The sequence below is a fragment of the Candidatus Kapaibacterium sp. genome, from assembly GCA_023957315.1.
Classification (GTDB): Bacteria; Bacteroidota; Ignavibacteria; order Kapaibacteriales; family UBA2268; genus PGYU01.
On the sequence record JAMLHE010000012.1, the window covers coordinates 47,594 to 72,632 of the forward strand.

The 25,039-nt window shown below is 37.5% G+C and carries 16 protein-coding genes; 10 read left to right on the plus strand and 6 right to left on the minus strand.

Annotation, left to right across the window (positions count from 1 at the left end; translation table 11 throughout):
- The first annotated feature begins 65 nt into the window (after positions 1 to 65).
- From M9949_11760 to M9949_11805, 10 genes are all read left to right on the plus strand, one after another.
- The gene (locus M9949_11760) at positions 66 to 2,051 is read left to right on the plus strand and encodes a thioredoxin family protein (GenBank protein ID MCO5252076.1); all 1,986 of its coding nucleotides are present in this window, start codon (positions 66 to 68) and stop codon (positions 2,049 to 2,051) included.
- An 85-nt stretch (positions 2,052 to 2,136) separates the two neighbouring features.
- Complete coding sequence (locus M9949_11765) at positions 2,137 to 2,862, plus strand: superoxide dismutase (GenBank protein ID MCO5252077.1); 726 nt, start codon at positions 2,137 to 2,139, stop codon at positions 2,860 to 2,862.
- Positions 2,863 to 3,112: 250 nt separating this feature from the next.
- On the plus strand, positions 3,113 to 3,673 hold the full coding sequence (locus M9949_11770; protein MCO5252078.1) for an RNA polymerase sigma factor: 561 nt from the start codon (positions 3,113 to 3,115) through the stop codon (positions 3,671 to 3,673).
- A complete protein-coding gene (locus M9949_11775) occupies positions 3,663 to 4,985 on the plus strand; it encodes a Cfr10I/Bse634I family restriction endonuclease (protein ID MCO5252079.1) in 1,323 nt (440 codons plus the stop codon). The genes M9949_11770 and M9949_11775 overlap by 11 nt, the downstream gene beginning before the upstream one ends.
- Positions 4,986 to 5,234: 249 nt before the next feature.
- Positions 5,235 to 8,465, plus strand: a complete 3,231-nt coding sequence (locus tag M9949_11780) for a TonB-dependent receptor (GenBank protein MCO5252080.1) — start codon at positions 5,235 to 5,237, stop codon at positions 8,463 to 8,465.
- A gap of 18 nt (positions 8,466 to 8,483) precedes the next feature.
- Complete coding sequence (locus tag M9949_11785; GenBank protein MCO5252081.1) at positions 8,484 to 13,292, plus strand: hypothetical protein; 4,809 nt, start codon at positions 8,484 to 8,486, stop codon at positions 13,290 to 13,292.
- 63 nt (positions 13,293 to 13,355) lie between these two features.
- Positions 13,356 to 14,396, plus strand: coding sequence for a PorV/PorQ family protein (locus M9949_11790; protein MCO5252082.1), 1,041 nt, complete (start codon positions 13,356 to 13,358; stop codon positions 14,394 to 14,396).
- 81 nt (positions 14,397 to 14,477) lie between these two features.
- The gene (locus M9949_11795; GenBank protein ID MCO5252083.1) at positions 14,478 to 15,911 is read left to right on the plus strand and encodes a GWxTD domain-containing protein; all 1,434 of its coding nucleotides are present in this window, start codon (positions 14,478 to 14,480) and stop codon (positions 15,909 to 15,911) included.
- Positions 15,911 to 16,819: a lysophospholipid acyltransferase family protein gene (locus tag M9949_11800; GenBank protein MCO5252084.1), complete on the plus strand. Its 909-nt coding sequence runs from the start codon at positions 15,911 to 15,913 to the stop codon at positions 16,817 to 16,819. Before M9949_11795 ends, M9949_11800 begins: the two co-directional genes overlap by 1 nt.
- Positions 16,812 to 17,864, plus strand: a complete 1,053-nt coding sequence (locus tag M9949_11805) for a glycosyltransferase family 9 protein (GenBank protein MCO5252085.1) — start codon at positions 16,812 to 16,814, stop codon at positions 17,862 to 17,864. The genes M9949_11800 and M9949_11805 overlap by 8 nt, the downstream gene beginning before the upstream one ends.
- On the opposite strand, the gene M9949_11810 is transcribed toward M9949_11805, so the two are convergent.
- From M9949_11810 to nuoL, 6 genes are all read right to left on the minus strand, one after another.
- Positions 17,839 to 18,174 (minus strand): EVE domain-containing protein, encoded by a 336-nt coding sequence (locus tag M9949_11810; protein MCO5252086.1) that lies wholly within the window; start codon positions 18,172 to 18,174, stop codon positions 17,839 to 17,841. The genes M9949_11805 and M9949_11810 overlap by 26 nt on opposite strands.
- An 86-nt stretch (positions 18,175 to 18,260) precedes the next feature.
- Complete coding sequence (locus tag M9949_11815; GenBank protein MCO5252087.1) at positions 18,261 to 18,785, minus strand: hypothetical protein; 525 nt, start codon at positions 18,783 to 18,785, stop codon at positions 18,261 to 18,263.
- Positions 18,786 to 18,857: 72 nt separating this feature from the next.
- Positions 18,858 to 19,565 (minus strand): dipeptidase PepE, encoded by a 708-nt coding sequence (gene pepE, locus M9949_11820; GenBank protein ID MCO5252088.1) that lies wholly within the window; start codon positions 19,563 to 19,565, stop codon positions 18,858 to 18,860.
- 139 nt (positions 19,566 to 19,704) lie between these two features.
- A complete protein-coding gene (locus tag M9949_11825) occupies positions 19,705 to 21,192 on the minus strand; it encodes an NADH-quinone oxidoreductase subunit N (GenBank protein ID MCO5252089.1) in 1,488 nt (495 codons plus the stop codon).
- A gap of 48 nt (positions 21,193 to 21,240) precedes the next feature.
- Positions 21,241 to 22,815 carry an NADH-quinone oxidoreductase subunit M gene (locus M9949_11830; protein ID MCO5252090.1) on the minus strand — a complete coding sequence of 525 codons (1,575 nt, stop codon included), beginning with the start codon at positions 22,813 to 22,815 and terminating at the stop codon, positions 21,241 to 21,243.
- Positions 22,816 to 22,848: 33 nt separating this feature from the next.
- Positions 22,849 to 24,816: an NADH-quinone oxidoreductase subunit L gene (nuoL, locus tag M9949_11835; protein ID MCO5252091.1), complete on the minus strand. Its 1,968-nt coding sequence runs from the start codon at positions 24,814 to 24,816 to the stop codon at positions 22,849 to 22,851.
- Positions 24,817 to 25,039: the final 223 nt, after the last annotated feature.

The window sequence follows — 25,039 nt, forward strand, 5'->3', positions numbered from 1 at the left end:
TTAAATAAGGAAAATATGTTAATTTCGTCATAAGTAAAAATGTAATTATCATAATGGAATTTATAATGAATATTAGAATCATAATTGCTATTATTTCCGCTCTGTTCATTTTCAACAGCTCTTCAGTTCATGCCGTTAAAGGCTCAGACCATATCAAAATTTCAGCATATTCGGACAAGACTGAAGTCAAAGCCGGTGACGAAATCATGGTCAAAATGGTCATCACGATGGATGATTATTGGTACACATATGGTATGGTTGAAATCATAGGCGATGAGGGAATTGGTCCGATGCCCTCGGAAATTACAATGCAACCGGCTGATGTTTTTGAATTACCCACTCATGTTTTCGCCCAAAAGCCTTATATCAAATATGATGAAGGGTTTGAATTTGACATAGAAATTTATAAAACGAAATATGAATTTTATGTTCCGGTTAAGATTAAAAAAGATGCAAACTTGGCTGAAATAGGCGCCAAAGCAGTATTTTTTGTTCAATTGTGCGATACAGTCAGGTGCTTGCCCGGCGAAGAGTATTCAGGTCTTATTTCATCCGAAACAATTACTTTTTCGGAATCTGAAATTGCAGACTTTGTAAAATTGAATGCAACATATTCGGAAGATGGCTTTCCGTCATATGCTTACGAGGAAGGTGTTGACAGGGATTTTGAACGTGCCGATAAAACTCCCGAAAAAGCTCAAACAGAATCGAGCGAAATAATTGACCAAAAGAAAAAAGAGGGCATATTTTCATATATTTGGTTTTCGATGTTGATGGGTGCAGTGTCATTGCTTACTCCTTGCGTTTTCCCTATGATACCGATTACAGTCTCATTTTTCACCAAAAGGGCTGAAAAGAGCAAGGGTACAGGATTGCGAGATTCACTTGTGTATTCATTGGGAATCATACTAACTTTCACAATGATAGGATTTATGGTGTCCATCTTCTTTGGACCGACAGGTATCAGCCAATTAGCTACGAATGGCTGGGTGAATCTCGCTATCGCTGCGATATTTGTGATTTTTGCACTTAATTTGTTCGGAGCATTTGAAATTCAGATACCTCCATCCATATTGAATTTATTGAATAAAAAGTCAACAGGCGACGGCATAGGAAGCGTTTTGATGATGGGATTAGTTTTTTCACTAACTTCATTTACGTGTACAGTTCCCTTTGTCGGCTCATCATTGATTTCAGTAAGTTCAGGAGAATGGTTTTACCCGATTCTCGGGATGTTAGGATTTTCAGCCGTGTTTGCTGCACCATTTTTCTTACTCGCACTTTTCCCGTCATTCATGACTAAGCTTCCCAAATCAGGTGGTTGGATGAATAACGTCAAAGTAGTAATGGGATTTGTTGAAATTGCAGCTGCTATCAAATTCTTTTCAAATGCCGACCTTTTTTGGTCATTTGAATTAATCCCCAAGGATGTTTTCATTTCAATTTGGCTGATTTGTGGGATTCTTATTGTTGCTTATATATTAGGTTGGTATAAATTACCGCATGACTCACAGGTTGATAGCGTGGGCTCTGTGAGGATTATATTTGCATTAGTGTTTGGTACGATTACAATTTGGCTCGGCACAGGGTTATTGGGCAAACCACTCGGAGAATTAGACGCATTCTTGCCTCCAAAGGAATATGGTGTAAATGCAGCTGCTTTTTCGATGTCAGGAGTGAGCTCAAGCAATGTTGAAGAATATTGGTTCAAAGATTATGACTTAGCCATTGCCAAAGCTAAAGAAGAAGACAAGCCCTTATTCATTGATTTTACAGGTTGGCAATGCACTAATTGCAGATGGATGGAAACTAATATGTTCCCAAGAGCACCAATACATAGCTTAATGCAAAATATGATAAAGCTTAAACTTTATACTGACAGCCGAAATCCGGCAGATTTGGTTAACCGTGAAATGCAACGAGAAACATTCGGGTCTATTGAATTACCTTTGTACGTCATTTTAACTCCTGATGAGAAAATGATAGCGTCAAAAGGGTTCACAAGAGACGAGTCGGAATTCATCGAATTTTTGAAAAAAGCATCGAATTAATCCGACTTAAAATTCAAACAATACAAAACTAAATTCGTCCTTCAGGCAAAACTAAATCAAAAAATATTGCTTGAAGGACTTTTTCATGAATAAAAGAGAATTCTTAGCAGCCGGTGCTGCATTGACTGCTGCGTCTGTATTTCCAATGTCATCATTGGCTCAATCAAAAATCAAAATCAACGATTTGAATAAAACCGTTGATTCATCAGGAAAGTATGTTTTACCTGATTTGCCCTATGCTTATAATGCGCTCGAACCCCATATTGACGAGCAAACGATGAAGCTTCATCATGACATCCATCATGCCGGATATGTCAAGGGTTTGAACACAGCCACTGAAAAAATTCAAGATTCGATTAAAAACAACGATTTCGCTACAATTAAACATTGGGAACGCGAGTTAGCATTCCATGGTGGTGGACATTTCCTACATTCCATCTTTTGGAATGTAATGGGACCAAAACAAGGCAATCGCAGTTCTGATTTGAACAAATATATCAACAAATCTTTTGGTTCATTTGATGGATTTGCCAAGCTATTTGCTGCTGCTGCAGGAGCAGTAGAAGGTTCGGGCTGGGGAATAATGTCCTACGAACCGGTTGCCGACAAATTAGTAGTAATGCAAGCCGAACGTCAAGGCAATCTTACTCAGTGGATTACAGTACCGATTTTGCCTGTTGATGTATGGGAACATGCCTATTATCTCAAGTATCAGAACAAACGTGGTGATTACATAAAGGCATTTATGAATGTAATAAATTGGGAATATGTTTCGGAGCAATTTGACAAAACTCTCGCACTTTATAAATAATCAAACTAAAATCGAATATTTAAGCCCGATACGAACAATATCGGGCTTTTTCATTACTCGAAAGATTTTGTTATCTCACTCAGATAGCTTAATTTTGAACTAAATCGTTTATCAATATATGGTTTAAGTTGAATTATTACAAAAAGTATTGAAGAATGTTAAAGAAATTTCATAAAAAGTGAAGAAAATTTGTAACTTTTTGAGCAATTGCTGTGTTTCAAGTATTAGTAAAGGTTGACAATTTTGAAAAATGTTATTTAAGAAAAAAAATATAGCAGAAGATGAACTTCAGAACGCCACAAAGGCGCTCAATCATGGTAGTGCAGAAGCATTCCACTTGCTATATCAGAACTATGCCCCAAAGGTTTACCGATACTGTGTGAAGATGCTTGGAGATGAGATTTTGGCTGAAGATGCCTTCCAAGAAACTTTTGTTAGAATTTACGAAAAAAGAGATGGATTTAATGGACAGAATTTCTCTGCTTGGCTTTTTACTATAGCTCGAAACACTTGCTACAACTATTTGCGTCAGAAAAAAGAACATGAAACATACGATGAGACTTTCCATCATCCCGAAAAAACCCCGACGCATGACATTGGTCTGAAAGACCAAATTGCCAAAGCTATGCAAATGTTACCCGTGCCGCTTAGAGAAGCAGTGATATTGCGAGAGTACGAGGAATGTACTTATCAGGAAATTGCCGACATTTTACAAATTGAACTTTCACTGGCAAAAATAAGAGTTTATCGAGCCAGAATTATATTAAGAAAATTACTTCAACCATTGGTTAAGGAAATAAATGAGTCTTGAAATTTTAATATCGAAGTATATTGATAGTGAATTATCAACCACCGAAGACCTGCAATTGCGGGAAGCGCTTCGGGATAATATTCATTCCAAATCAAAATTTGATGCGGCAATTGACACTCACCATCAATTAAAGCAGGACGCCGCTTCAATACGCGTACCTGAAAAACTTTTGCGCGATACCGAAGACAAAATATTAATGAATATTATGGCTACTCAGCCGGCATCTGCTCAAATTACTAAGATTCAATCCAGATGGTATCAATATTCTGCTGCTGCTGTAATATTAGTTGCTTTCATGATTTCCGGCGTTATGCAGATAAGCGAACAAAATTCACCACGTGCAATTGCGTTCTTGCAGAATAGCAATGCTGCATCAGCTGATTTTGATAATATCTTAGCAAGTGAATCAACTCAACAAAATAGCACAAACTCAGTTGAATTGAAATCAGAATCTGTATCGTTAATCGTAGCAAAAGATGAAATCGAAGTTTCAGTTATAGATACTGAAAGTTCATTACCCGCTTCAATGACTAAAGATGAATTATCTGTCGCAACTCTGCAGGACAACACAGCCATTGATTCAGAAGATTCTAAACAAGAAATTATTTTAAGTGAAAAAAGCATAATTCAATCGGGTAATACCATTAATTTGATGAACAATAGCATCTCCGATGGTGCCTCTGTCCCAATCCCCCAATCGAATTATAATGTAGCTTCAAATTTACCTCCGACATATTTTGCAGAGCCATTCATGGGATTTGCAGGTGTACAGTTGCATACTTTCATGTCGTATGATTTTTCGCATTCCGGATTCAAAACGAGTGCTAATTCACCTATTCTGAACATTTCGCAAAGTATATCTTACGCTGCAACCGATAGACTTGGTTTCGGTGTTGAATTCGGCATAACCGAATTTACTTACGATAGAAAGCAAAATATCTATATTCCCGGTACAGTTGAACATCATACAGGACCATCGGTTCAGGCACCTACAGGTGGCGGTGATAATCACGTGATTGTTCCTGTCGAAATTGAAACAGTAAGACAATTCATGTGGGGAACTGCATTTATGGATTATTCAATTGTAAAATATGATGATTTTGTGATTGTCGGGAGATTAGGCTTAGGAGGCTCCAACGAAGGACCCTTGGGATTTGGAAGGCTTTATGCTCAGTATGACTTGTTCCGCTATCTGTCATTAACGATTGGGACTGAAGGACGTTTGTTTGTCAATGATTTACCAAGTTCGCAATTCAATAGAGCAATGCGTTCAAGCAGCTCAGTTGTTTATGGAATTAGACTTAAGTTTTAAACATTACAAGATAATTCTTTGAAATTACACAAATTTTTAATAATTTGGGTGTTGTGTTAGAATATTTTTTTGAAATTATTAATTAGGAATTGTATAGGCTAACTGTTACAAGATTTTACTCAAAATCATGCCAATCATATTGGTATCAAGTACCAGCCTATATCTATACTATACGTTAGAATGATAAATTTGTTACAAAAAACATGTGTAAAAATAAAATTTCTACTAGTTTATTAAAGGAGTAGCTTTATGCGTAAGTTATTTTTACTTATTTTCTTAGGATTGATTATTTTGCCCGCAATGTCTTATGCCAGTATTTATGGTATATTACGGGGCAAAGTAGTAGATGAAGAGGGTAAGGGATTGAGAGGTGCTACAGTATTTTTGGAAGGAACAGCCAAAGGTACCGTGGTCAGAGAAAACGACGGTAGCTTTACCATCGTAAATATTGAGGCAGCCGAATATACGGTGCGATTTACCTATGTCGGTAAACAGACTATTAGACAGCTTGTAAGAGTTTCCGCTGACAAAACAACTACTTTGGAAATTGTTATGAAAGATGAATCAGGCGGCGTTACGACTGAGACAGTAACAGTTACTGCTCAAAAAATGGTGAACGTTGATGACGAAGGCGGCACAAAGAAAATTATGTCGGGTGACGAAATTCAAAATATCGCTCGTGAAGGGCTATCCGGTGTAGTAGCTATGACTTCAGGTGTGCTTCAGAGCGGTGGTGGATTTGTTATCCGTGGCGGTCGTACTGAAGAAACTCAAATCAAAGTTGATGGTATTGACGTCGGCAATCAATTCACAGGTGGATTCGGCGTTTCGGGTTCCGGATATTATCCAATGGTATCAAATTATGCTACCGAAGAAGTTCAAGTAATCACAGGTGGTTTTACTGCCGAATATGGTGATGTCTCTTCGGGTGTAGTTAATACAATCGTTCGTCGAGGAAGAAATGACAGATACGACGGTTTCATTCGTTGGTTAACTGATGTTCCCGCTCTTTATGGTAGTCAGCCAACCGGTTTGCAAGTAGTACGCGAAGGTACACGTCTTAAAGCTGTTGAAGCAGGCGACGGTGCAAAATGGCAAGGTAGCAAACAAAATACATTTGAGTTTGGTACCGGAGGACCGATTCCGGTTCTGAATGATATGGAATTCTTCAAAAACGCTACATTTTATATCACTGGTAATTACTTTCATGAAAACCATCGTAATAATACTTATGAAATTTACGACCCATGGGGAACAAATATAGGTCAACGCCCTGATAACCAATCATGGGTTCGTGACATTCGCGGTAATATAAGATTTACACTTCCAAATGACATGACAATTCAAGTTAGTGGTAATTATGGCGTTTCGAGCTTTGAATTCTCAAGTTGGGGATGGATGTACGCAAATCAAGAAGGTCATGTTTATGATAAAACTGCTGATGGTAGCTTCATACTTAAAACAAACGAAGATGGCTCGCCCGTTACTAACGGTGTTCCTGAAAGAATAGCACGTCAAAACGTGCTTGACCAATTTGTAAATGGCTTCAACATATTAATTAATCATACTTTGACATCCAAGAGTTTTTATGAGCTTAGAATTGGAAATGCCTCAAATAATGACGCCAGTTCAAGAAGAGTTGGTTGGCAGGACCCGGGTTTCTTTTCAGGATTTGAAGTATGGGAACCAACTGACGATTATAGAGTTGAAAACAACCAATTAGTACCCGGTCAAGATAGAATTATTGACCATTATACCTTCCTATCAAGTATTGGAGACACCAAAGATGGCTTTGCACGTGGAGACATTCCTCAAAGAAATCCAATATCAGGATATTATGAAGGTAACCAAAATGCCTCCGGAACATATAACCCTTATGGTATAACTAACTTGTTCCCTACTTCAGGCGGAGGGTCCTTTAGTTTCAGAGATGGAAATTGGTGGACTTTCGATGGTAGCTATACTCAAATTTTCAATACAGGCGAATTCGACCATACATTTAAAACTGGTTTTGTGCTGACTTTATTTGAACTTCATCGCCATACCAACAGCAGTCCATATGATGGAAATCCATTCTTTGATGTTTACACAGACGGTAGATGGGGTGGGAATTTGTATGCCGAAAATGATGTTGTTCTTGAAAAAACTAACAAACCCTATAAGCCGACTAAATTTGGCATCTATTTTAATGACCAAATATCATATAAAGGTATCAGAATTAGTGCAGGTATGAGACTTGACTATTTTAATGCCAATTCGGATTATAGGTTACCATCTAATTCGTGGATACCAATTAGCGCTGATACAGGTTTCGCAGTGGCAACTCCCAAAGTACAAGTTAGTCCAAGAATTAACATATCGTACCCAATTACTGATATGTCATTCCTGCGACTTTCTTATGGTATGTTCTTCCAAATGCCACAACTTCAATATATGTATGACAATTATGCAGTTGATATATTACGTGGTAATTCAGTTATTGGTAATCCTAATATGGATGCACAACGAACTAATCAATATGAAATCGCATATAGTCAGCAGCTTAGTGATGTATTTGCATTTACAACTGTTGCCTATTACAAAGATATTTACAACCAATTAGGTCTTATGCGTGTTAATGCCGTTCCGGAACCATATTTCCAATATACAGTTTCCGATTATGGTAGTTCCCGGGGGATAGAATTTACTCTCGAAAAAATGGCGGAAAATAATTTCTCATTTGATATCAATTATACTTTAGCTTGGGTTACCGGTACAGCTCAAACTGCAACCTCCAATTATAATGTTGTAATTGACCCATATACAAACAGACCTGCTTTCCCGCTTTCTGAGTATTCAATGGGACAAGATATTAGACATTATGCAAAATCTAACTTCAGAGTTTATTGGCAAGATAATGAAGGTCCCTCAATTGGTGGTATTAAATTGCTCGAAAACACAAATTTGATATTTACAAGTACTTACCGAACAGGTACACCATATACTCGTACAGACCGCTCGGGTACTGCAATTGCAGAACGAAACTCGGAAAGACAACCCTCGAGATGGCTACTTGATGCAAGAATATCAAAATCATTCCGGATGAGTGATATATTTGGTGATGGTGCTGGAAATTCGGAATTCGAAATTTTTGCAAACATTAACAATTTACTTAACTTATCTCAAGCTCTTGGTGTGTACCCTGCAACCGGTGACCCGATTGATGATGGTAGAACTTTTGACCGTCAAGTGGGTGACTTTGCTAATGTTGCATATTACAAAGAAGCTGATATTTCTAACCCTGCAACTTATGCTTCTGTGCAATATGACTTTTACGGCAACAGAAGATACAATGAAGTAGCGGATTTTGACGGCAACGGTATCGTTACGCAAGCAGAAACTTACGAAAGTTATTTTAGATTTGTCGCAACTCAAATCGCTTTCCGTGGCAATTTCCAAATTCCCAGAACAATCAACATCGGTATGATGTTTAGATTTTAATTAAGGGGAATTGATAAAATGAAAATTATTAATGAAAAATTAGAGGTAATAATGTTTAACAGAAAATCTATGAGCTTTTACTTAGCTTTGCTTGCCATTGTTTTCGTTTCTGCATCATTCAACATGAATGCAGCAACGATTCATACCGGTAAAAATGCAGATGATAAGGGAAACGATCAAGAACAATTGCAAAATAGAACATTTAATAATGTATATGATTTGCAACAAAATTCTATCAGCAACATTCAATTCTATACTACCAATTACGGTATATTCGGATTCGATGTTGCAAGAGGTGTAGGCGGGGGATATTGGCCCCGTGGCTCTCTAAATCAATATATCTTTGCCGGTGGGCTTTGGATTGGTGTTGAAAAGTACAAAAATCCAAACGATGCTGAAAGAACCAGATATGTTTCCATTACATATAATCCGAATTCAGGTAGAGGCTGGTATGTACCCGGACGTATAAATTATGGTGGTCCTAATAGCACTGAGTTTCCAAATCTTGATGCTGTTGACCCAACGGATGTTTTGAAATACAGAACTTATTTTTCTACCGATTTTATACCAAGTACAGGTGAACCGGTTAATCCGGCGCATCAGTATTATTGGCCCATATGGGATGCTTCAAGAAATGATGAGGATACACTTAAATCTAACAGATATTTTGGATATTTTATCCCACAAACTGAACTTAGAAATACAGCAACTCATCCACGAGGACCTGCTTTTATTTCGGGTGAAGATATTTTTGCAACTTACAAAGACACTGATTTAAGCAGATATGAAGGTGGTGTGGCTGCAAGACGTGAAAGAGGTTATCCGCTCCGCCTTCAAATAGACCAAATGATTTATTCATGGGGATTTGGTGATTACAAAGATTTTATCTTTTTAAAATATGAAGTGACCAATTATTCTACTGATACATTATGGAATTGCTGGTTAGCTCCTATCCAAGACGTTGATATTGCTCGTGCACCTGCTACAAGTTTTGGTGCCGGTAATGATAGAGCAAAATATTACGATTGTGATGAATCACTCAATATGGCAGTTCAGTGGACTAATTCTGATAGAGGCGAAGCCGGTCATGGTTTTGGTTATCTCGGATTTGACTTCTTAGAATCTCCCGCTGTTGTTGTACTAAATGATACAACATTTAATGAAATCCGTGACACCCTTGGTGTTGTTATCAGAATCGATACTATAATCACACCAGTTGGACCAAATGAGTACGACCCTGAATTGCACGGTCCTCATGCTCCACAATTTGTAAGGAAAGACAAAATTGTATTCAGCAATGAAGAGCAACTTGGACTCGTTACATTTCGTAATTGGCCCATCGAAGATGATAGATTAGAAGATGACGAAAGATATAACTTCATATCCACAGGTCAAAGAGACGGTGATGATGCCCCGGGTGACAAACGATTCTTGATGTCAACCGGACCATTTCATATGCGTCCTAGTGATACAGTTAGGACAGTTGTAGGAATGATTCTTGCAAACTCAACTAAAGGGGTAGATGCCGATGGAACATGTGAAGATATGCAAGAATTAGAACGTAAGAATATTTTCGCTCAAGAAGTTTATGACAATAACTTCCGTGCTCCTACGCCACCTGACCGCGCCATCATCACAAATTGGCAAGGACTTAATCATGCTGTAAGAATTGAATGGGATAATACATCTGAGATGTCACATGATATCTATGAAAAGGGTTTAGATTTTATGGGCTATAGGATTTATCGTGCTCGTAGAACAAATCTTGATTCATTTTTCACAGTCCCCGTACCACCTGCCGGTAGATTCCCGAGTGGTTTAGGTCCATTTGGTTGGAAACAAGTGGCACAATTTAATTTACGTACACCGTTTTATAAGTCTCAATACAGAGCAGGAACTGATGATGCCGATATGGCTATGCCACTGATTGATGATTTACGTATAGTTGGACCATATACCGATGCAAATGGTACTATAATTGATTCGATGGCTATTAGAGTTATGAGGATAGGTAACGGACTTTTTGCATATTCCGATTCTGCCGCAATGCGTAACAATTTCGGAAGTGTGACTCCTATTCTAATGGGTCTAGACACCTCTGCTTTTAGAGACCCTTGGGGTAAATACTGGGCTAAAGTAATTGCACGAGACCCGAATATAGGATTCGATGAAACAGGGCAGGTCTTTAGAGTTACTCCACAAGGACCAAGTTTGTTAACTTATGATCCGAATATCAGAAATGAATTATTCGACTCAATCTTAGTCGGAGTTGCATATTTAGATAGAGCATTACTTAAATTCAACCCATTACTTTTTAGTCGTTCTACATATAGTAAATCAAGAGAAGAAATTGACAGCGTTTTCAATTTATTCCCTGATGGTGTAGTCGGCCAATGGCGTAGAGTTTGGGACGATAACCTCCAAGACTCTGTAATTGAAAGATTGACAACAGACGCTATTTGGGTTAAAAGCTCTGAAAAATTAGCTAATATTGATGGCCAAGTCAAGAGAATAATTGATATTTGGCTACCTAAAGCCGCAAGTACGGTAATGAATGATTCAAATCATGTACAGCAAGCTTCCGATGCTCTTTATGCGTTCATTAAATTAGGCTTGGTCAAAATTGACTTTCCTGAATTTGAGCAAAGTTTAGAAGTCAGGCGTGATGTAATTGGTCCTTATATGGCAGGTATTACCAATAATAGGACTTTCTACGATGTAGGTGATGATAATAGAGATGGGTATATTTTACCGGATGCTGACCCGACAAAAACAGAAAAACTAATCAATAATGTTGATTATTTCTATAAAGTTTTAGCATATGACGAAGGAGATTATCAACAACCAACGCCTTCAAAGCTAAATACTTCCGCTCTCGGACTGACTAATATGGTTAAAACATTCCCTGCTGCTGCGCCTACAGGAGATTTGCCGTCAATTCAAATAATTCACGTTGATTCGAATCTGATAGGTGGCTTATATAACTTCAGATTCTTTGCAGTCGATAATGACAGATTGATTCAAAGATTTGCAGACGATGAACTTATTCTTAAATTCGAACCATATTGGTTTTTAACAGGTATTGCATTCGATTCGAAGGCTCCAACCGCCAGAACTGAATTTGGCTTATATCGTAATTTGATTACTTTATGGAGCAAAAATACTGGCGATACTCTATATCGAGGTTTTGCAAGCTATGAATCGAAACCATGTGATTTGAGTTTTTATGAATTTTTCACAGAAAACTCCGCTTCATATGTTCTATCTGATACGGCTGTTTACGACCGTGTAACTGATAGCTATATGGATTTTGGCTTGAGAACGGCTAAGGGAATTAAAACAAGAACCGGAAGATTTTCGTCCGGTGATTTTACTTACCCCAATTATTGCTATACCAACAGCTGGTTGCCAAATGCATATGGTATATTAGGATTCAGTTTTGATTTTACTATTAGTCAATATGCAGGACGTTTCCGTCCGGATTCTTTGACCTTAACTACCGCTTATGGTCCCGGTGTCAATGCAAATACTCCTGTCAATTTTAAAACTGATGATAACTTAAGTTCATACATCAAGCAACCTTCACAAGCAATTGTCCAGAGAACAATGCCTGTTGGTATTGATTTCAATACTCATAGCATTATATATGGTAGTTTCAATAATGGACCCGGTATTTATGAAGTTGAATTCTTAAACGGTGGCTCAGTCAGCGAAGAATTAGCTTGGCAAAATGGAGCAGCGTCAAACAATTTTAACATCGAATATTTGGATGTGAAAGTAAAAAACATCTTAGAATACAAGCGACCTGCTGTAGGTTCCGATTCTGTAATAGTTGATTTTCCGAACGAAGTGCAACATTTAGCTATTCAACCTGTCCAAAGTAAGACAAAATATGGCTTTAATTTAACAGGAAGTAACGATTTTGCCGGCATTTGGGGTGAAGATATTCTTTACCCAAATCCTGCTAATTTAGCTTATTATGGTGAATCAACCAACGATTTTATCGGCAAATTCAATATTCATGCTTATGGTTGGATATCTAATACTTCACTCAGAAGAGACCAAGCCTCAGGTTTGACTATTCCTAACCAAATTGCCCGACCAAAATCAGGTATTTTGAGTGGAAATGTACGATCATTTACAGGATTGCCTCAACAAAGCGATAATGGTTTAGGTAGATATTACAAAACTGCTATTTCTGTCAATGGTTCTGATACATTAGACTTTACTCATGTGGTAAATATTGGTGGCGTTCAATTTGCTTTAGATTATGCTAACAAAGGTAGAACAAACCAAGCCGGTGCAGAATGGGAACGTAAATCAGCGAATGACTATAATATCTGGAATGCCGTTGATTTCAAACCCGGTGATAAGATTTATCTCAGAACTTATGGAGGTGCATTAGGTTTACCGATGCCCGGAGCTACTGTTATTGCTAAAGTTGGTAAAAGCGCTCCTGACAACGAACAATATACAGATGGTCAGTTAGACGGTGTTAGTGTTGTTCCGAATCCCTACTATGTTTCGCACGAAGGTGTCAAATCACCATACGATTCGAAAATCTACTTTACTAAATTACCTCCACGTTGCACAATTCAGATTTATACTGTAGCAGGAGACTTAGTAAATACGCTCGAACACGATGAATACCAAAATGAAGGTGACGTAACAAGAAATGCAGTGCATGTATGGGATTTGCTTTCAAGCAATCTTCAACGTGTACAAAGCCAAACTTTCGTTGCTGTAATTACTACTCCAAACGGAGCTCAAACAGTGAAGAAATTCAGCGTTATCGTTGGTGGATTCAGAATAATTGAACAAAACTAATTTTAATAACTCCCGCTTCAGATAAAGCGGGAGTATTTAACGAAAAAATGGAGTTAGAAAACAATGAAAAAATTTATAATTATATTAGCATTATTCTCGTTGCCTGTTTTTGTTGCAAATATTTACGCTGTCGGTGATGTCAATCAAGGCACTACTGCTGGTGAAACATCGAAAGTTGGTGCAGCAGGCGGACAATTCCTCAAAATTGGTATAGGCGCCAGAGCTAATGCCATGGGCGGTGCTTTTTCTTCAATGGCTGACGATTTATCTTCAGTACATTGGAATCCTGCCGGATTGGCAAGTATCAAAAGCATGGCTGCAGATTTCTCTTATACTCAATGGTTCGCAGGTTTTTCGCATAATTTCGCTGCTTTAGCGATGCCGATTTCAGAAGATTTTACCTTTGCCGCAAATGTTACATCGTTCACAAGTGGTGATATCCCTATTACAACTATGTATCGTCCCGACGGAACAGGCTCAAGCTATTCGGTTAATGATATTGCTCTTGGTGTCAGTTTATCAGGATTTTTGACTAACGAATTCGCTTTTGGTATAACTGCTAAATACGTTCAGAATGCTTTCGCATCTGTCGCCAGTACAGGTATAGCCTTTGACATTGGTACTTTGTATGATTTCGGATATTATGGTATCAAATTAGGTTTTTCTATTCATAATCTTGGCACTCAGCAAGCTTATGACGGACAAGATTTGAGAACTACAAGGAAATTATATGACGCCATGCACTCAACACCCTTAGATGCAACTTATTTAGCATACCCATATAATTTACCGATAATTTTCCGTGCCGGAATATCTGGTGATGTTTTGAAATCAGGAGATAATCACTTACGTGTAGCCGCTGACTTCAATACTTTGACTGACGTCCCCGAACAATTTGCTCTTGGTGCAGAGTACATCTGGAATGATTTTCTTGCTTTCAGAGCAGGATACGTTCTTGGACATGACCAATTAGGTTTCTCCGGTGGTGTTGGCTTGAAATATTTTGGAGGCGGATTTGGCGGTCAAGTTGATTATGCTATCACACCTACCGTCAACTTAGGCTTACTTAACAGATTAAGTGTTTCCATGAATTTTGGTTCCTAATCTGCGTATGTTTATTATTCAATTGCCGTTAAGTTAATTATGCTTAACGGCAATTTTTATAAAAAAATAACAGGTATTACAATGAAAAATATTGTGCTTTTGTTAATTTTTGTTTCGTATGCGGCTTATTCTAATCCGCTATTTGTTGCGATTGACCATACATCTTTTATGGATGAATCCGGAAATTATTCTTGGGAATTGACATATTCATTTCAAAATAATATTTTAACTTATATTGACCAAGACAAGTTAGGATATTATTACGGAGAATTGTTTTTCGATATCGAAATCAGTAGCTCTACCCAATCTATTTTGACAGAACAATGGGTTGTGGCTTCAAAAGTTGAATATGTCAATAAAGACAAAGTTATGAATTTATTAGGTAGGAAGTCATTTCAACTCCAACCCGGACAGTACAAAGCTAAATTAAAAGTTCTCGATGTATATGATGATGAGAGGAATATCGAGACTGAAATTGTCTTTATAGTTGATAAAGTTGATGCTAATAATATTAATTTAAGTATGCCTGTTTTTGCTTATGATATTGATAATGCCGTCAACCCGAAAACTAATTGGGATATGATGTTTTTACGCGGGAACTACTACATATTGCCAAATTCGGCGTTGGAATTCGTTGGAGAATCTCATAATATTAAAGGTTTTTTCGAAGTTTATAATGCTGATAAATTCGCCCAAAGTGGCTATAATATTAGCTATCGTATTTTTGATGGTGCCAAACGTGGTTTGAAAAGTTTTAATGCTGAAATCAAAGATAACAAAACAGTTCAAATGATTCCATTTGATTTAGCTTTGGATACTGTTGCATCAGGTGTTTATTATTTGCAAATTGTACTTTCATATCCAATAGATTCTCCGGTTGATTCGATTGAAGTTGAAAAGAAATTCTATATTAATAATCCAACAAAACCACCTGTTCATAAGATTTACTTTACCGAAAATGAAATGTTCCAAAAAAGCGAATTTGCTACTTTAGATAAGTGGGCGGTAGAAGATGAATTCCGAAAAGCATCTGTTATTGCTGAACCGGCAGAAAAGGATCAATTTGAATCTCTTTCAACTTTACAAGCAAAGCAAAGATTTTTGTTTAGGTTTTGGTACATTCGGGATTCGGATACAACTACCAATATCAATGAAACGCTCATCGAGTTCAGAAGAAGAGAAGAATACGCCAACACTTACTTCAATACAGGCTATGTAAAAAATGGTTGGGGCTCTGACAGAGGTAAAGTATTATTAAAATATGGAATGCCTTCTCGTAGAGAACAATATGACGGGCATTTTGGTTATAATTCTTACGAAGAATGGATGTTCGAAAATGTTCAAGGTGGCGCCAAATTCTATTTTGTTGACCGAGTCGGAAATGGGCATTTTAGATTGGTACATTCTACAGCAAGAGGTGAAATTTATAATGAGAATTGGTATAATGATTACGTACCATCAACTCGTGATATAAAGTTAGATGATGCGCATCCAACACCGAGCCCTGTCAGATAATGAAGCGTTTAAATATCATAATTGATTACCTCATATTGTTAATTGTGATGTGCTTAGGCTTTATTTCAAGATTTTTGACTATTAAATCTCGGGGTAAATTCGGACAGTTCGTTGGTCGCTTTCTAATGATTTCGAGACGGCGAAAAAAAATCACTTTTGATAATATAAAGACTGCCTTTCCGGAATATACTGAAGAGCGGATTCAGGAAATTCTTGTCGGTTCATATCATAATCTCGGAATTACTATGATGGAATTATTGGCTTTTCCCTATCTCAAGATTGAAGGGTTGAGGCAATATATGAAATATGAAAATGAAGATTTATTCAGGCAAATCCACTCTTGTGGAAAAGGGATGATATTATTATCCGGTCATTACGGAAATTGGGAAATGTTGGCTTGCACTGCCGGTGCTTTCTCAAAAATCCCTATCACCATTGTTGTCAAACCACAGCGTAACAAATTTATAGACCATTACCTGAATCAATATAGGACTATGTACGGAAATTCGGTAGTTCCAATGTCTAAAGCTGCAAAAAGCATGATAAAGGCTATCAAAAACAACGAAGCTATTGCATTGCTTGTTGACCAGAGTGCTGATGCAAGTAAGGATATTTTTGTTGAATTTTTTGGAAGAAAAGCTGTTACTTACGAGGCACCGGCTTCGTTAGCTTTACGCTTAAATGTACCAATAATAATTGGATTTGCTGTAAGAACTTCTGATTTCACTTATAATGTAGAATTGATTGAATTGAAGCATGATGATTTGAGTAATGACAGCATAGGCATTGCCGAGCTCACCAAACGCCATGTAGCTATATTGGAGAATATGATTAGAAAGCATCCGCATCTGTGGGCATGGCAACACAATCGTTGGAAGCATAAAGTACCAAATTACGCAAATGAATAATCAGTTTCAAAATATTGCTGTATTGCAAACTGCTTTCCTTGGTGATGTTGCTCTTGCCATGCCATTGTGTAATGCTCTGAAGAGAATTTATCCTAATTCTCGGCTGACATTTATTACTACAAAAGCTGCAAGTCCAATTGCCGAAATTGTATCAAGTATTGATGAAGTCATCGAATTCGATAAACGAAATTCTCATAGTGGATTCAAAGGGACTCTCGCTTTTGGCAAATTTCTGAAAGTGTTCAAATTTGATTTATTCGTTTCCTTACATCGTTCCTTTCGTTCTTCATTGATTGCCAAACTTGCCAAAGCAGATTATTCGATTTCTTATGACACTGCTGTGCTATCATTTTTATTTGACAAAAAATGCAAGTATCGGCTGCACGAACATGAAATCAGAAGGAATCTGAATTTTTTAGGATGCATAGGCAAAGGTGAGTTCATTGATGAAAATGATAATCCCGCTGTCAATCTAAATTTCCCCGATTATGACACAAACTATGTCGAGCAATATCTAAATCAGATTGGCAAGAATTCTAATAAAATTGCATTAATTGCCCCAAATTCTGTTTGGGAAACTAAAAAGTGGACAAAAACCGGCTATATCAATTTAGCTGAAATTTTGACAAGTAGGGGATTCAATGTACTGATTATAGGCTCACATTCCGATAAGGCTTATTGCGATGAAATAGCTCAAAAAACCGGAGCTATAAATACTTGTGGCAATTTCACTATTCCTCAGACTATTTATCTGATGAAAAAATCTCAATTTTTAGTTTGCAATGATAGCGCCCCTATTCACTTTGCAGGGATGGTTAATTGTCCGGTTGTTGCCATTTTCGGACCAACATCTCCGTTGTTCGGCTTTTATCCACGCTCTCAGCAAAGCACTGTCATCGAAAGGGCGGAGCTTAATTGCAAGCCATGTGAAATTCATGGAAACAAAAAATGTCCCATAGGGACATTTGATTGTATGAATCTTATCAAAGCTGAGGAAGTAGCCCACGCTACGATGAACATCACTTCGACTCAGACAACTCAATAATTCGCTCATATTGTGCCATACTTAACGGCATCACAGATAATCGAGTATGCCTTATAAGAGGGACTTCGGAAAGCGACTTATCAGCTTTAATAGCTGTCAAAGTTACGTAATTTTTCAATTCTTTAACGAATGTTAGCTCAACTGCTACCCATCTGTCATCTTCAGCTGTCGTGTCCTTAAAGGCTTGTTTAGTAACTTTTGCAATTGCCCGAACGTCTTTATCTGTCTGGCTATGATAAATCAACACTAAGTCGCCGGTTTTCATCGAATTCAAATTAATCCGAGCTTGATGATTTGAATACCGTCCCAATTCGTTTTCTTTCTCTCTTCAGGTCATCAACTGAATGAGGTTCCAGGGTCACTTTTAACTAACCAATAATTCATAACTTATTCCAATTAATAATTTTTCAAAGCATCTTCTATGAATAATTCGACAGGGAAATTTGGGTTAAGTTCATATTCAATGGAAGTTTTTGTAAGCATTGTATCAGTTATCGAATAAATCGGCTGTCCATTTTTCAATATTATGAACGCCGGTAATTCATTCAATGTAAATAAATCTGAATAGTGATAGGCGTCTCTATTGGAACGCATGGAATAATACTCGATATTTGCATCTGGAATACCCGATAAATCAGCGCCTTTCACAAATGCAGGAAATAATTTGTGAGTTCCGGGACATGAACAAGCAGGTTTCAAAAACACAAGAAATTTGTGAATTTGTGGGTCGAAATTATTTTTGATTTCGTCCAACATTTGTTGATTTGGCTCATACGCATTGTATTCAATATCAAACCAACTATAACCCGGTGTGCGCACTAAATTATCTAATTGCATTAGTTGGGCAGTATGCTGAGTAGATGAATCCTCGCACGACATTATAAATGCAACAGAAAGCAAAATCAATATATATCTTTTCATAATTCTATCCGAAATTTTAATTAACAATTATCAAATTTACTAACGAGCCAAAACAAAATTCAATCTAAAATTTTAAACAAAAATTGTACTTAAATCTGTTCCGGGTTCAATTTCATACGGTTTTTTGCCAAATTTGAAAATACGAGCTTGTTTAGAACCGAGAAGTATATGTTTATCGCCATTCACATGAATGATACTTCCTTCTCTCAATCCAACAACGTATTTGTCATGATTCAATACCAAATATTCCTCAATTCGCTGCTCACGAGTTTCACCATGATGCCCTTCGGGATGAGCATCTAAATAATGAGGGTTTATTTGGTAGTCAACCAAATCTAATGCTGAGAAACTTCGAGGCTCTACAATAGGCATATCATTTGTTGTTCTAATTGTCGGGCACGCCAAATTAGCCCCCGCACTCCAACCGATATATTGGAAACCATTTTCTACTTTGTTACGAATCAAATCCAACAATTCATATTCGTAAACAGTTCTCAATAATTGAAAAGTATTCCCGCCACCTACCGCTATTGCATCTGAATTTTCGATAATATCTCTTGGATTGCCATTATGAATTGAATTGATTGAATAGCCTAATGAACTGAATACATTTGCAACTTTAGCTTCGTAATCGTCATGACTGAATGTCACTCCCGCATAGGGTATAAAAGCGATTGCTTTGTGGTCTTCTCCAAAAAAATCTTTGATAGATTCCAATGCATGTTCTAAATAGGTATAACCGTGAGTTGTTGAATTGCTAAGTAAAAGTAAGTTTTTCATGTTTTTTGCCATATATTGTTATTTCATCTTACAAATATCTGATTTTTTTCTCATTTTTTCAAGAATAATCCAATAAAATATTAAATCAAAAAAAAAGAGGCTGTTTCGAGCCTCTTGAGTATAAAAAATTTTCGCGTTTTTAGAAAAGCCCTTTGACAAGGTCAATCAGATAAGTAGGGAAGATGCCTAATAATATGACGAATATTGTCGAAATTACTAAAGTTAAAGTTGCTTTGCTGAATCCGAATTTTTCAGTCATTGGTGTTTCGCTATCTTTGAAATACATAAAGACAATCAAGCCGATGTAGAAATAAATTGAAATAATAGTCGAAATTACAGCCACAATCGTTAGCCATGTAAAACCTGATTCGATAGCTGCAATAAATAACATGTATTTCCCGGGAAATCCTCCAAATGGCGGTATTCCTGCTAATGAAAACATGAAGATACCCATCATTGCGGCAAGCATCGGGTTAGTCTTGGATAAGCCTGTGTAATCTTTCAAATCCATCCGACCATCATTTTTTTCTATTATACCGACTACAACAAAAGCTCCAATTTGCATAAACATGTAAGCCATCGAATAAAAAACTATACCACTCCAACCATTTATCGAATTGGATACTATACCCATCAATAAATAGCCCGCATGAGCTACTGAGGAGTATGCCAACATACGTTTAACATTCTTCTGCACTACAGCACTAATATTGCCTACAAGCATAGTTAAAGCGGAAATAATTGCTATTAACCATCTTGCATCGGATGTGAAGTCAGTCATTTCGATAATTTTATCAGATATAAGTGCAGGGTCGAAGTTCATAGGCAACATCGCTTTCGTAACCAGAATTAAAGCTGCCAAGGCGGCTGCTTTTCCGGCTGTACTCATGAAAGCCGTAGCCATAGTTGGTGCTCCTTGATATACATCAGGTGCCCATTGATGAAATGGAAATGCTGCAACTTTAAAAGATAGCCCAACAATAAGTAGAGCAAAGCCGATTTTCAAGTATAAGAAATCTACATTTCCGGTCAACATCTTGGCGCCGATAGCTTCAAAATCCAACAATCCTCCGGTCGCACCATAAATCAGTGCCATTCCGTAAATTAAAAATCCGGTAGCGAAAGCCCCGAGCAAGAAGTATTTCAAAGCAGCTTCGACTGAAGTAAAACGTTCGCGGAAAAATCCAGCCATGATGTAAAATGTTATGGACATTATCTCTATGCCGACAAATAATATCAACATATTGTTTGCATGAGCAATCGTGGACATACCGCAAACCGCAAATAAAATCAAGGAATAGAATTCCTTTCGCTCAACGTTTTGCGCCCTCATATAAGATTCCGAGGCGAATAAAGTCAATATCCCGGCTATTACAAATAATATATCAAAAACTGCCGAAACTCCTCCGTAGGCTATCATTCCGTTCGAGAATGCACCTTCGGGAAGCGGCTGTCCGTTCATATTGATGGTATAAGCTGACATAATGCCGACTGCTATCAGCGATACTAATGCGAAGTAAAAGGTTAAGGATTTGTTCTTTCCGGAAAAAGCATCAACCAAAATTATTATAATCGCCAAAGCGGCGGATAAATACACCGGCGAACCCATTAATAAATCATTCCACATCTTAGTCAAACCTGCTTGTTTGTTTACAATATTGTAATTGCATCCCTGTTATTCCGTTTCCTGCTTTTCAGCGGGGTTTTCATAACCGGGTAATTCATAAGTACTTTTACCAAATTTCAATAATTCTATTTTGTTTACTAATAATCTTGTCGAATTTTCTGAAATTTTCAGAAACGTTGAAGGATAAACACCAATCCAAACGATGAATATTACAATCGGGACCATCATAGTCCATTCGCGTTTGTTCATATCTTTCAAATTGTAGTTCTTGGGATTGTCATTTGTGCCGAACATAACTCTTTGGAACATCCACAACAAATAAACTGCTGCAAATATCACCCCTGTTGTACCAATGATTGTGTACCAATAGGAATTTAGAATCGGAGATTTGAATGCACCGATAAGAGTCAGATATTCACCCACAAACCCGTTCAAGCCGGGCAATCCCACCGATGCTAACATTGCAATTGCGAAAAACACAGTAAAGTTAGGCATTACACGCGCTATTCCACCATATTCGGAAATCTCCCTTGTGTGGCGACGCTCGTAGAGTACGCCAACGCAAAGGAATAACATACCTGTCGAGAGACCGTGATTTACCATTTGAATTACTGCACCTTGAATGCCCTCGACTGTCATCGAAAATATCCCAAGCACAACAAATCCCAAGTGAGAAACCGATGAATATGCCACAAGTCGTTTGACATCTGTTTGGACCATAGCTACTAATGCACCATAAATAATGCCTATGACAGCAAATACGGAAATAATAGAAGCAAAACTCATGGATGCTTGAGGGAACATTTCAAGATTGAATCTAATCAAACCGTAAGTACCCATTTTCAGTAGCACGCCTGCTAATATTACTGAACCAGGTGTAGGTGCTTCGGTATGAGCATCAGGAAGCCATGTATGCAAGGGGAATATTGGAACTTTTATCAAAAATGATAACGCAAATCCCCAAAAGAGCCATTTTTGTACATCATATGGTATTGCACTTCCTAAATCTTTAATAATCAGGAAATTGCTTGTGAAACCACTTTCCATTTGCAATATTTCCGAACCTACATAATAGCCCAAATAAACTACCGCCACAAGCATGAATAAAGAACCCACAACTGTGAACAAGAAGAATTTGATAGCTGCATACAGTTTGTCTTTTCCACCCCAAATACCAATGATAAAATACATCGGAATGAGTATGATTTCCCAGAAAATGTAGAATAAGAATAAGTCAAGTGCTACGAAAACACCTGTCATGGCGAACTGCAATAACAGTATCATGACATAATATTCTTTGTGTCTTTTTTCAATCGAGCCAAATGATGAGAGAATCGCGATGGGTGTGATGAAAGTTGTCAGCATGACCAAAAGCATGGACATACCGTCAACACCCACTCTGAATCCGGCGTCAAATGCCTGTATCCAAACCATTTCAACTACAAATTGAAATCCCGGATTTGCCGAATCGAATGAAAAGAAGAGGAACAGTGAAATTAGGAAAGTGAATAGTGAAATTCCCAACGCAGTATATTTGATGGCTTGTATATTGTCCTTTTTGAAGAACAATAGAAGCAAGGAACCTGCTAATGGTATAAAAAGTGTCAATAATAGTGTTGCCATACTTGATTATCTGCTTATAATACAAAACGTTGATTAATTAAACATGAGCCACGAGATAATCGAGATAATCCCGACCATCATCAAAATAGCGTAATTCTGAGCTATGCCTGATTGCATTAGTCTTATTCTTTCGCCAAATTGTTCTACGAATTTAGCACTTCCGTTAATCAGACCATCTATGATTTTAATATCGGTAAATCTCCAAAAGAAACTCTTGGACATTGAGTATATAGGGTCAATTATAGTTGCATAATAAAATTCATCTAATTTATATTTATTGAAAAGCAATCTGTGTATGCCTTTCATGCTAACAGCAATACTTCTCGGGGCGCTCCATTGCGGGTCTGAATACCATTTACGAGCCACGTACCACATGAAGAGACCAATTGAAGTGGCAATCGCCATCAGAATGTACATCATAGGTTCGATACCGTGAGCATGTTTGCCCATTATCATATTTGCATCCGCAAAGATTGGCTTTAACCAGCTTTTGAGCAATGGGTCTGCATGAGACCATGGTGCTAATGCCGGAGGCAAATTCAAAAATCCGCCGAATGCCGAAAGTATCGCCAATGCTATCAATGCAAATGTCATCGTCTTTGGTGATTCGTGTGGATGAATGTGTTTGTGGTCAAATCTTTCATTTCCGGTGAACGTCAGATAATACAATCTGAACATGTAGAACGCTGTGAATAATGCTGCAATTGCTAAAATAGCCCAAAGCCACCATCCACCAAGATGTGATGACCAAGCATACCACAAAATTTCGTCTTTGGACATAAATCCGCTAAAGAATGGAATCCCTGCTATCGCCAATGTACCGATGAAGAATGTTTTGCTCGTTATTGGCATATATTTTTTCAATCCGCCCATTACCTTGATATTTTGCTCGTTGTGCATCCCGTGTATAACACTACCTGCAGCCAAGAACAATAAGCCTTTGAAAAAGGCATGAGTCATAACGTGAAATATACCGATGTAGAATGCTCCAACACCGAGTGCAACAAACATAAATCCTAATTGGGAGACGGTGGAATATGCCAAAACTTTCTTAATGTCATTTTGGACAAGACCTATCGAAGCAGCCGTCAATGCAGTGATTGCACCAACTACAGCAACTACCATCATTGTACTTTCGGAAAGCGAAAACAGAACGGAGTTTCGCGCTACTAAGAATATACCTGCTGTGACCATCGTTGCGGCATGGATAAGTGCTGAGACCGGTGTTGGACCAGCCATCGCATCAGGGAGCCAAACCGATAGTGGCAATTGTGCCGATTTACCTGTGCAACCCAAAAACAACATCAGAGTGATAATCGTTACGATTGCCGAATTCATATAGAAATCGTAATTTGCAGCCGCAGTCTCGCTTACTGAAACATAATCCAAACTGTTGAATGTAACGAAAATCAAAAACATTGCGATTAGGAAACCAAAGTCACCAATTCTATTTACTACGAATGCCTTCATTCCGGCATCGCCATTCCAAGTGATTCTGACACCTTCAAACTTTTTGTCGTACCAAAAGCCGATTAAAAGGTATGATGCCAAGCCAACGCCTTCCCAACCAAGGAATGTAAGCAAATAATTGCTTGCCAAAACAAGGTTGAGCATCATGAAAATAAACAAATTCAAATAAGAGAAAAATCTGTAGAAACTTCTGTCCCCGTGCATGTATCCTATCGAATAAACATGTATCAAGAAGCCAATTCCGGTGATGATTAAAGCAAACGTCACGGAAAGTTGGTCTAATTGGTAAGACACGCTTATATCCAAAGAACCCGTAGCTATCCATGTGAAAACATGAACAATCTCGGGAGTTTGGCTACCGGTGCTCAATAAGTGATAGAACAACATTATTGATAGGATGAACGGGATGCCAACCATTAACGAGGCAAATCCACCTATTAACTTCTCATTTTTGATTTTTTTTCCAAAAATGCCTATTAATACGAACCCTATTAGTGGAAACAGAGGTAAAAACTTTATCAATTCTTGCATAATCCAGCTACCTTACTGACATTATATGATATTCAATATTTCTTAAAATTCAATCGTCAAAAATAACATTATTTTTTTTAAAGAGTGACAAAAAGTTTACTTTCGTGTCACTTTTGCAAAATTATATTCCAAACCAGGAATAACATTCACTTACCAAAATACGAAAGATTAACGTGTTTAACAACGAAAAATGTGAATTTTTTAAAATGTTTCTTATTTTTGT

Bases quoted from the DNA above. Each gene is read 5' to 3' on its own strand.
- M9949_11775 (MCO5252079.1), top strand. From the start codon at position 3,663: ATGAGTCTTGAAATTTTAATATCGAAGTATATTGATAGTGAATTATCA.
- M9949_11795 (MCO5252083.1), top strand. From the start codon at position 14,478: ATGAAAAATATTGTGCTTTTGTTAATTTTTGTTTCGTATGCGGCTTAT.
- M9949_11780 (MCO5252080.1), top strand. From the start codon at position 5,235: ATGCGTAAGTTATTTTTACTTATTTTCTTAGGATTGATTATTTTGCCC.
- M9949_11815 (MCO5252087.1), bottom strand. From the start codon at position 18,785: ATGAAAAGATATATATTGATTTTGCTTTCTGTTGCATTTATAATGTCG.
- pepE (MCO5252088.1), bottom strand. From the start codon at position 19,565: ATGAAAAACTTACTTTTACTTAGCAATTCAACAACTCACGGTTATACC.
- M9949_11765 (MCO5252077.1), top strand. From the start codon at position 2,137: ATGAATAAAAGAGAATTCTTAGCAGCCGGTGCTGCATTGACTGCTGCG.
- M9949_11785 (MCO5252081.1), top strand. From the start codon at position 8,484: ATGAAAATTATTAATGAAAAATTAGAGGTAATAATGTTTAACAGAAAA.
- M9949_11790 (MCO5252082.1), top strand. From the start codon at position 13,356: ATGAAAAAATTTATAATTATATTAGCATTATTCTCGTTGCCTGTTTTT.
- M9949_11760 (MCO5252076.1), top strand. From the start codon at position 66: ATGAATATTAGAATCATAATTGCTATTATTTCCGCTCTGTTCATTTTC.
- M9949_11800 (MCO5252084.1), top strand. From the start codon at position 15,911: ATGAAGCGTTTAAATATCATAATTGATTACCTCATATTGTTAATTGTG.
- M9949_11770 (MCO5252078.1), top strand. From the start codon at position 3,113: ATGTTATTTAAGAAAAAAAATATAGCAGAAGATGAACTTCAGAACGCC.
- M9949_11805 (MCO5252085.1), top strand. From the start codon at position 16,812: ATGAATAATCAGTTTCAAAATATTGCTGTATTGCAAACTGCTTTCCTT.
- M9949_11830 (MCO5252090.1), bottom strand. From the start codon at position 22,815: ATGGCAACACTATTATTGACACTTTTTATACCATTAGCAGGTTCCTTG.
- M9949_11825 (MCO5252089.1), bottom strand. From the start codon at position 21,192: ATGTGGAATGATTTATTAATGGGTTCGCCGGTGTATTTATCCGCCGCT.
- nuoL (MCO5252091.1), bottom strand. From the start codon at position 24,816: ATGCAAGAATTGATAAAGTTTTTACCTCTGTTTCCACTAATAGGGTTC.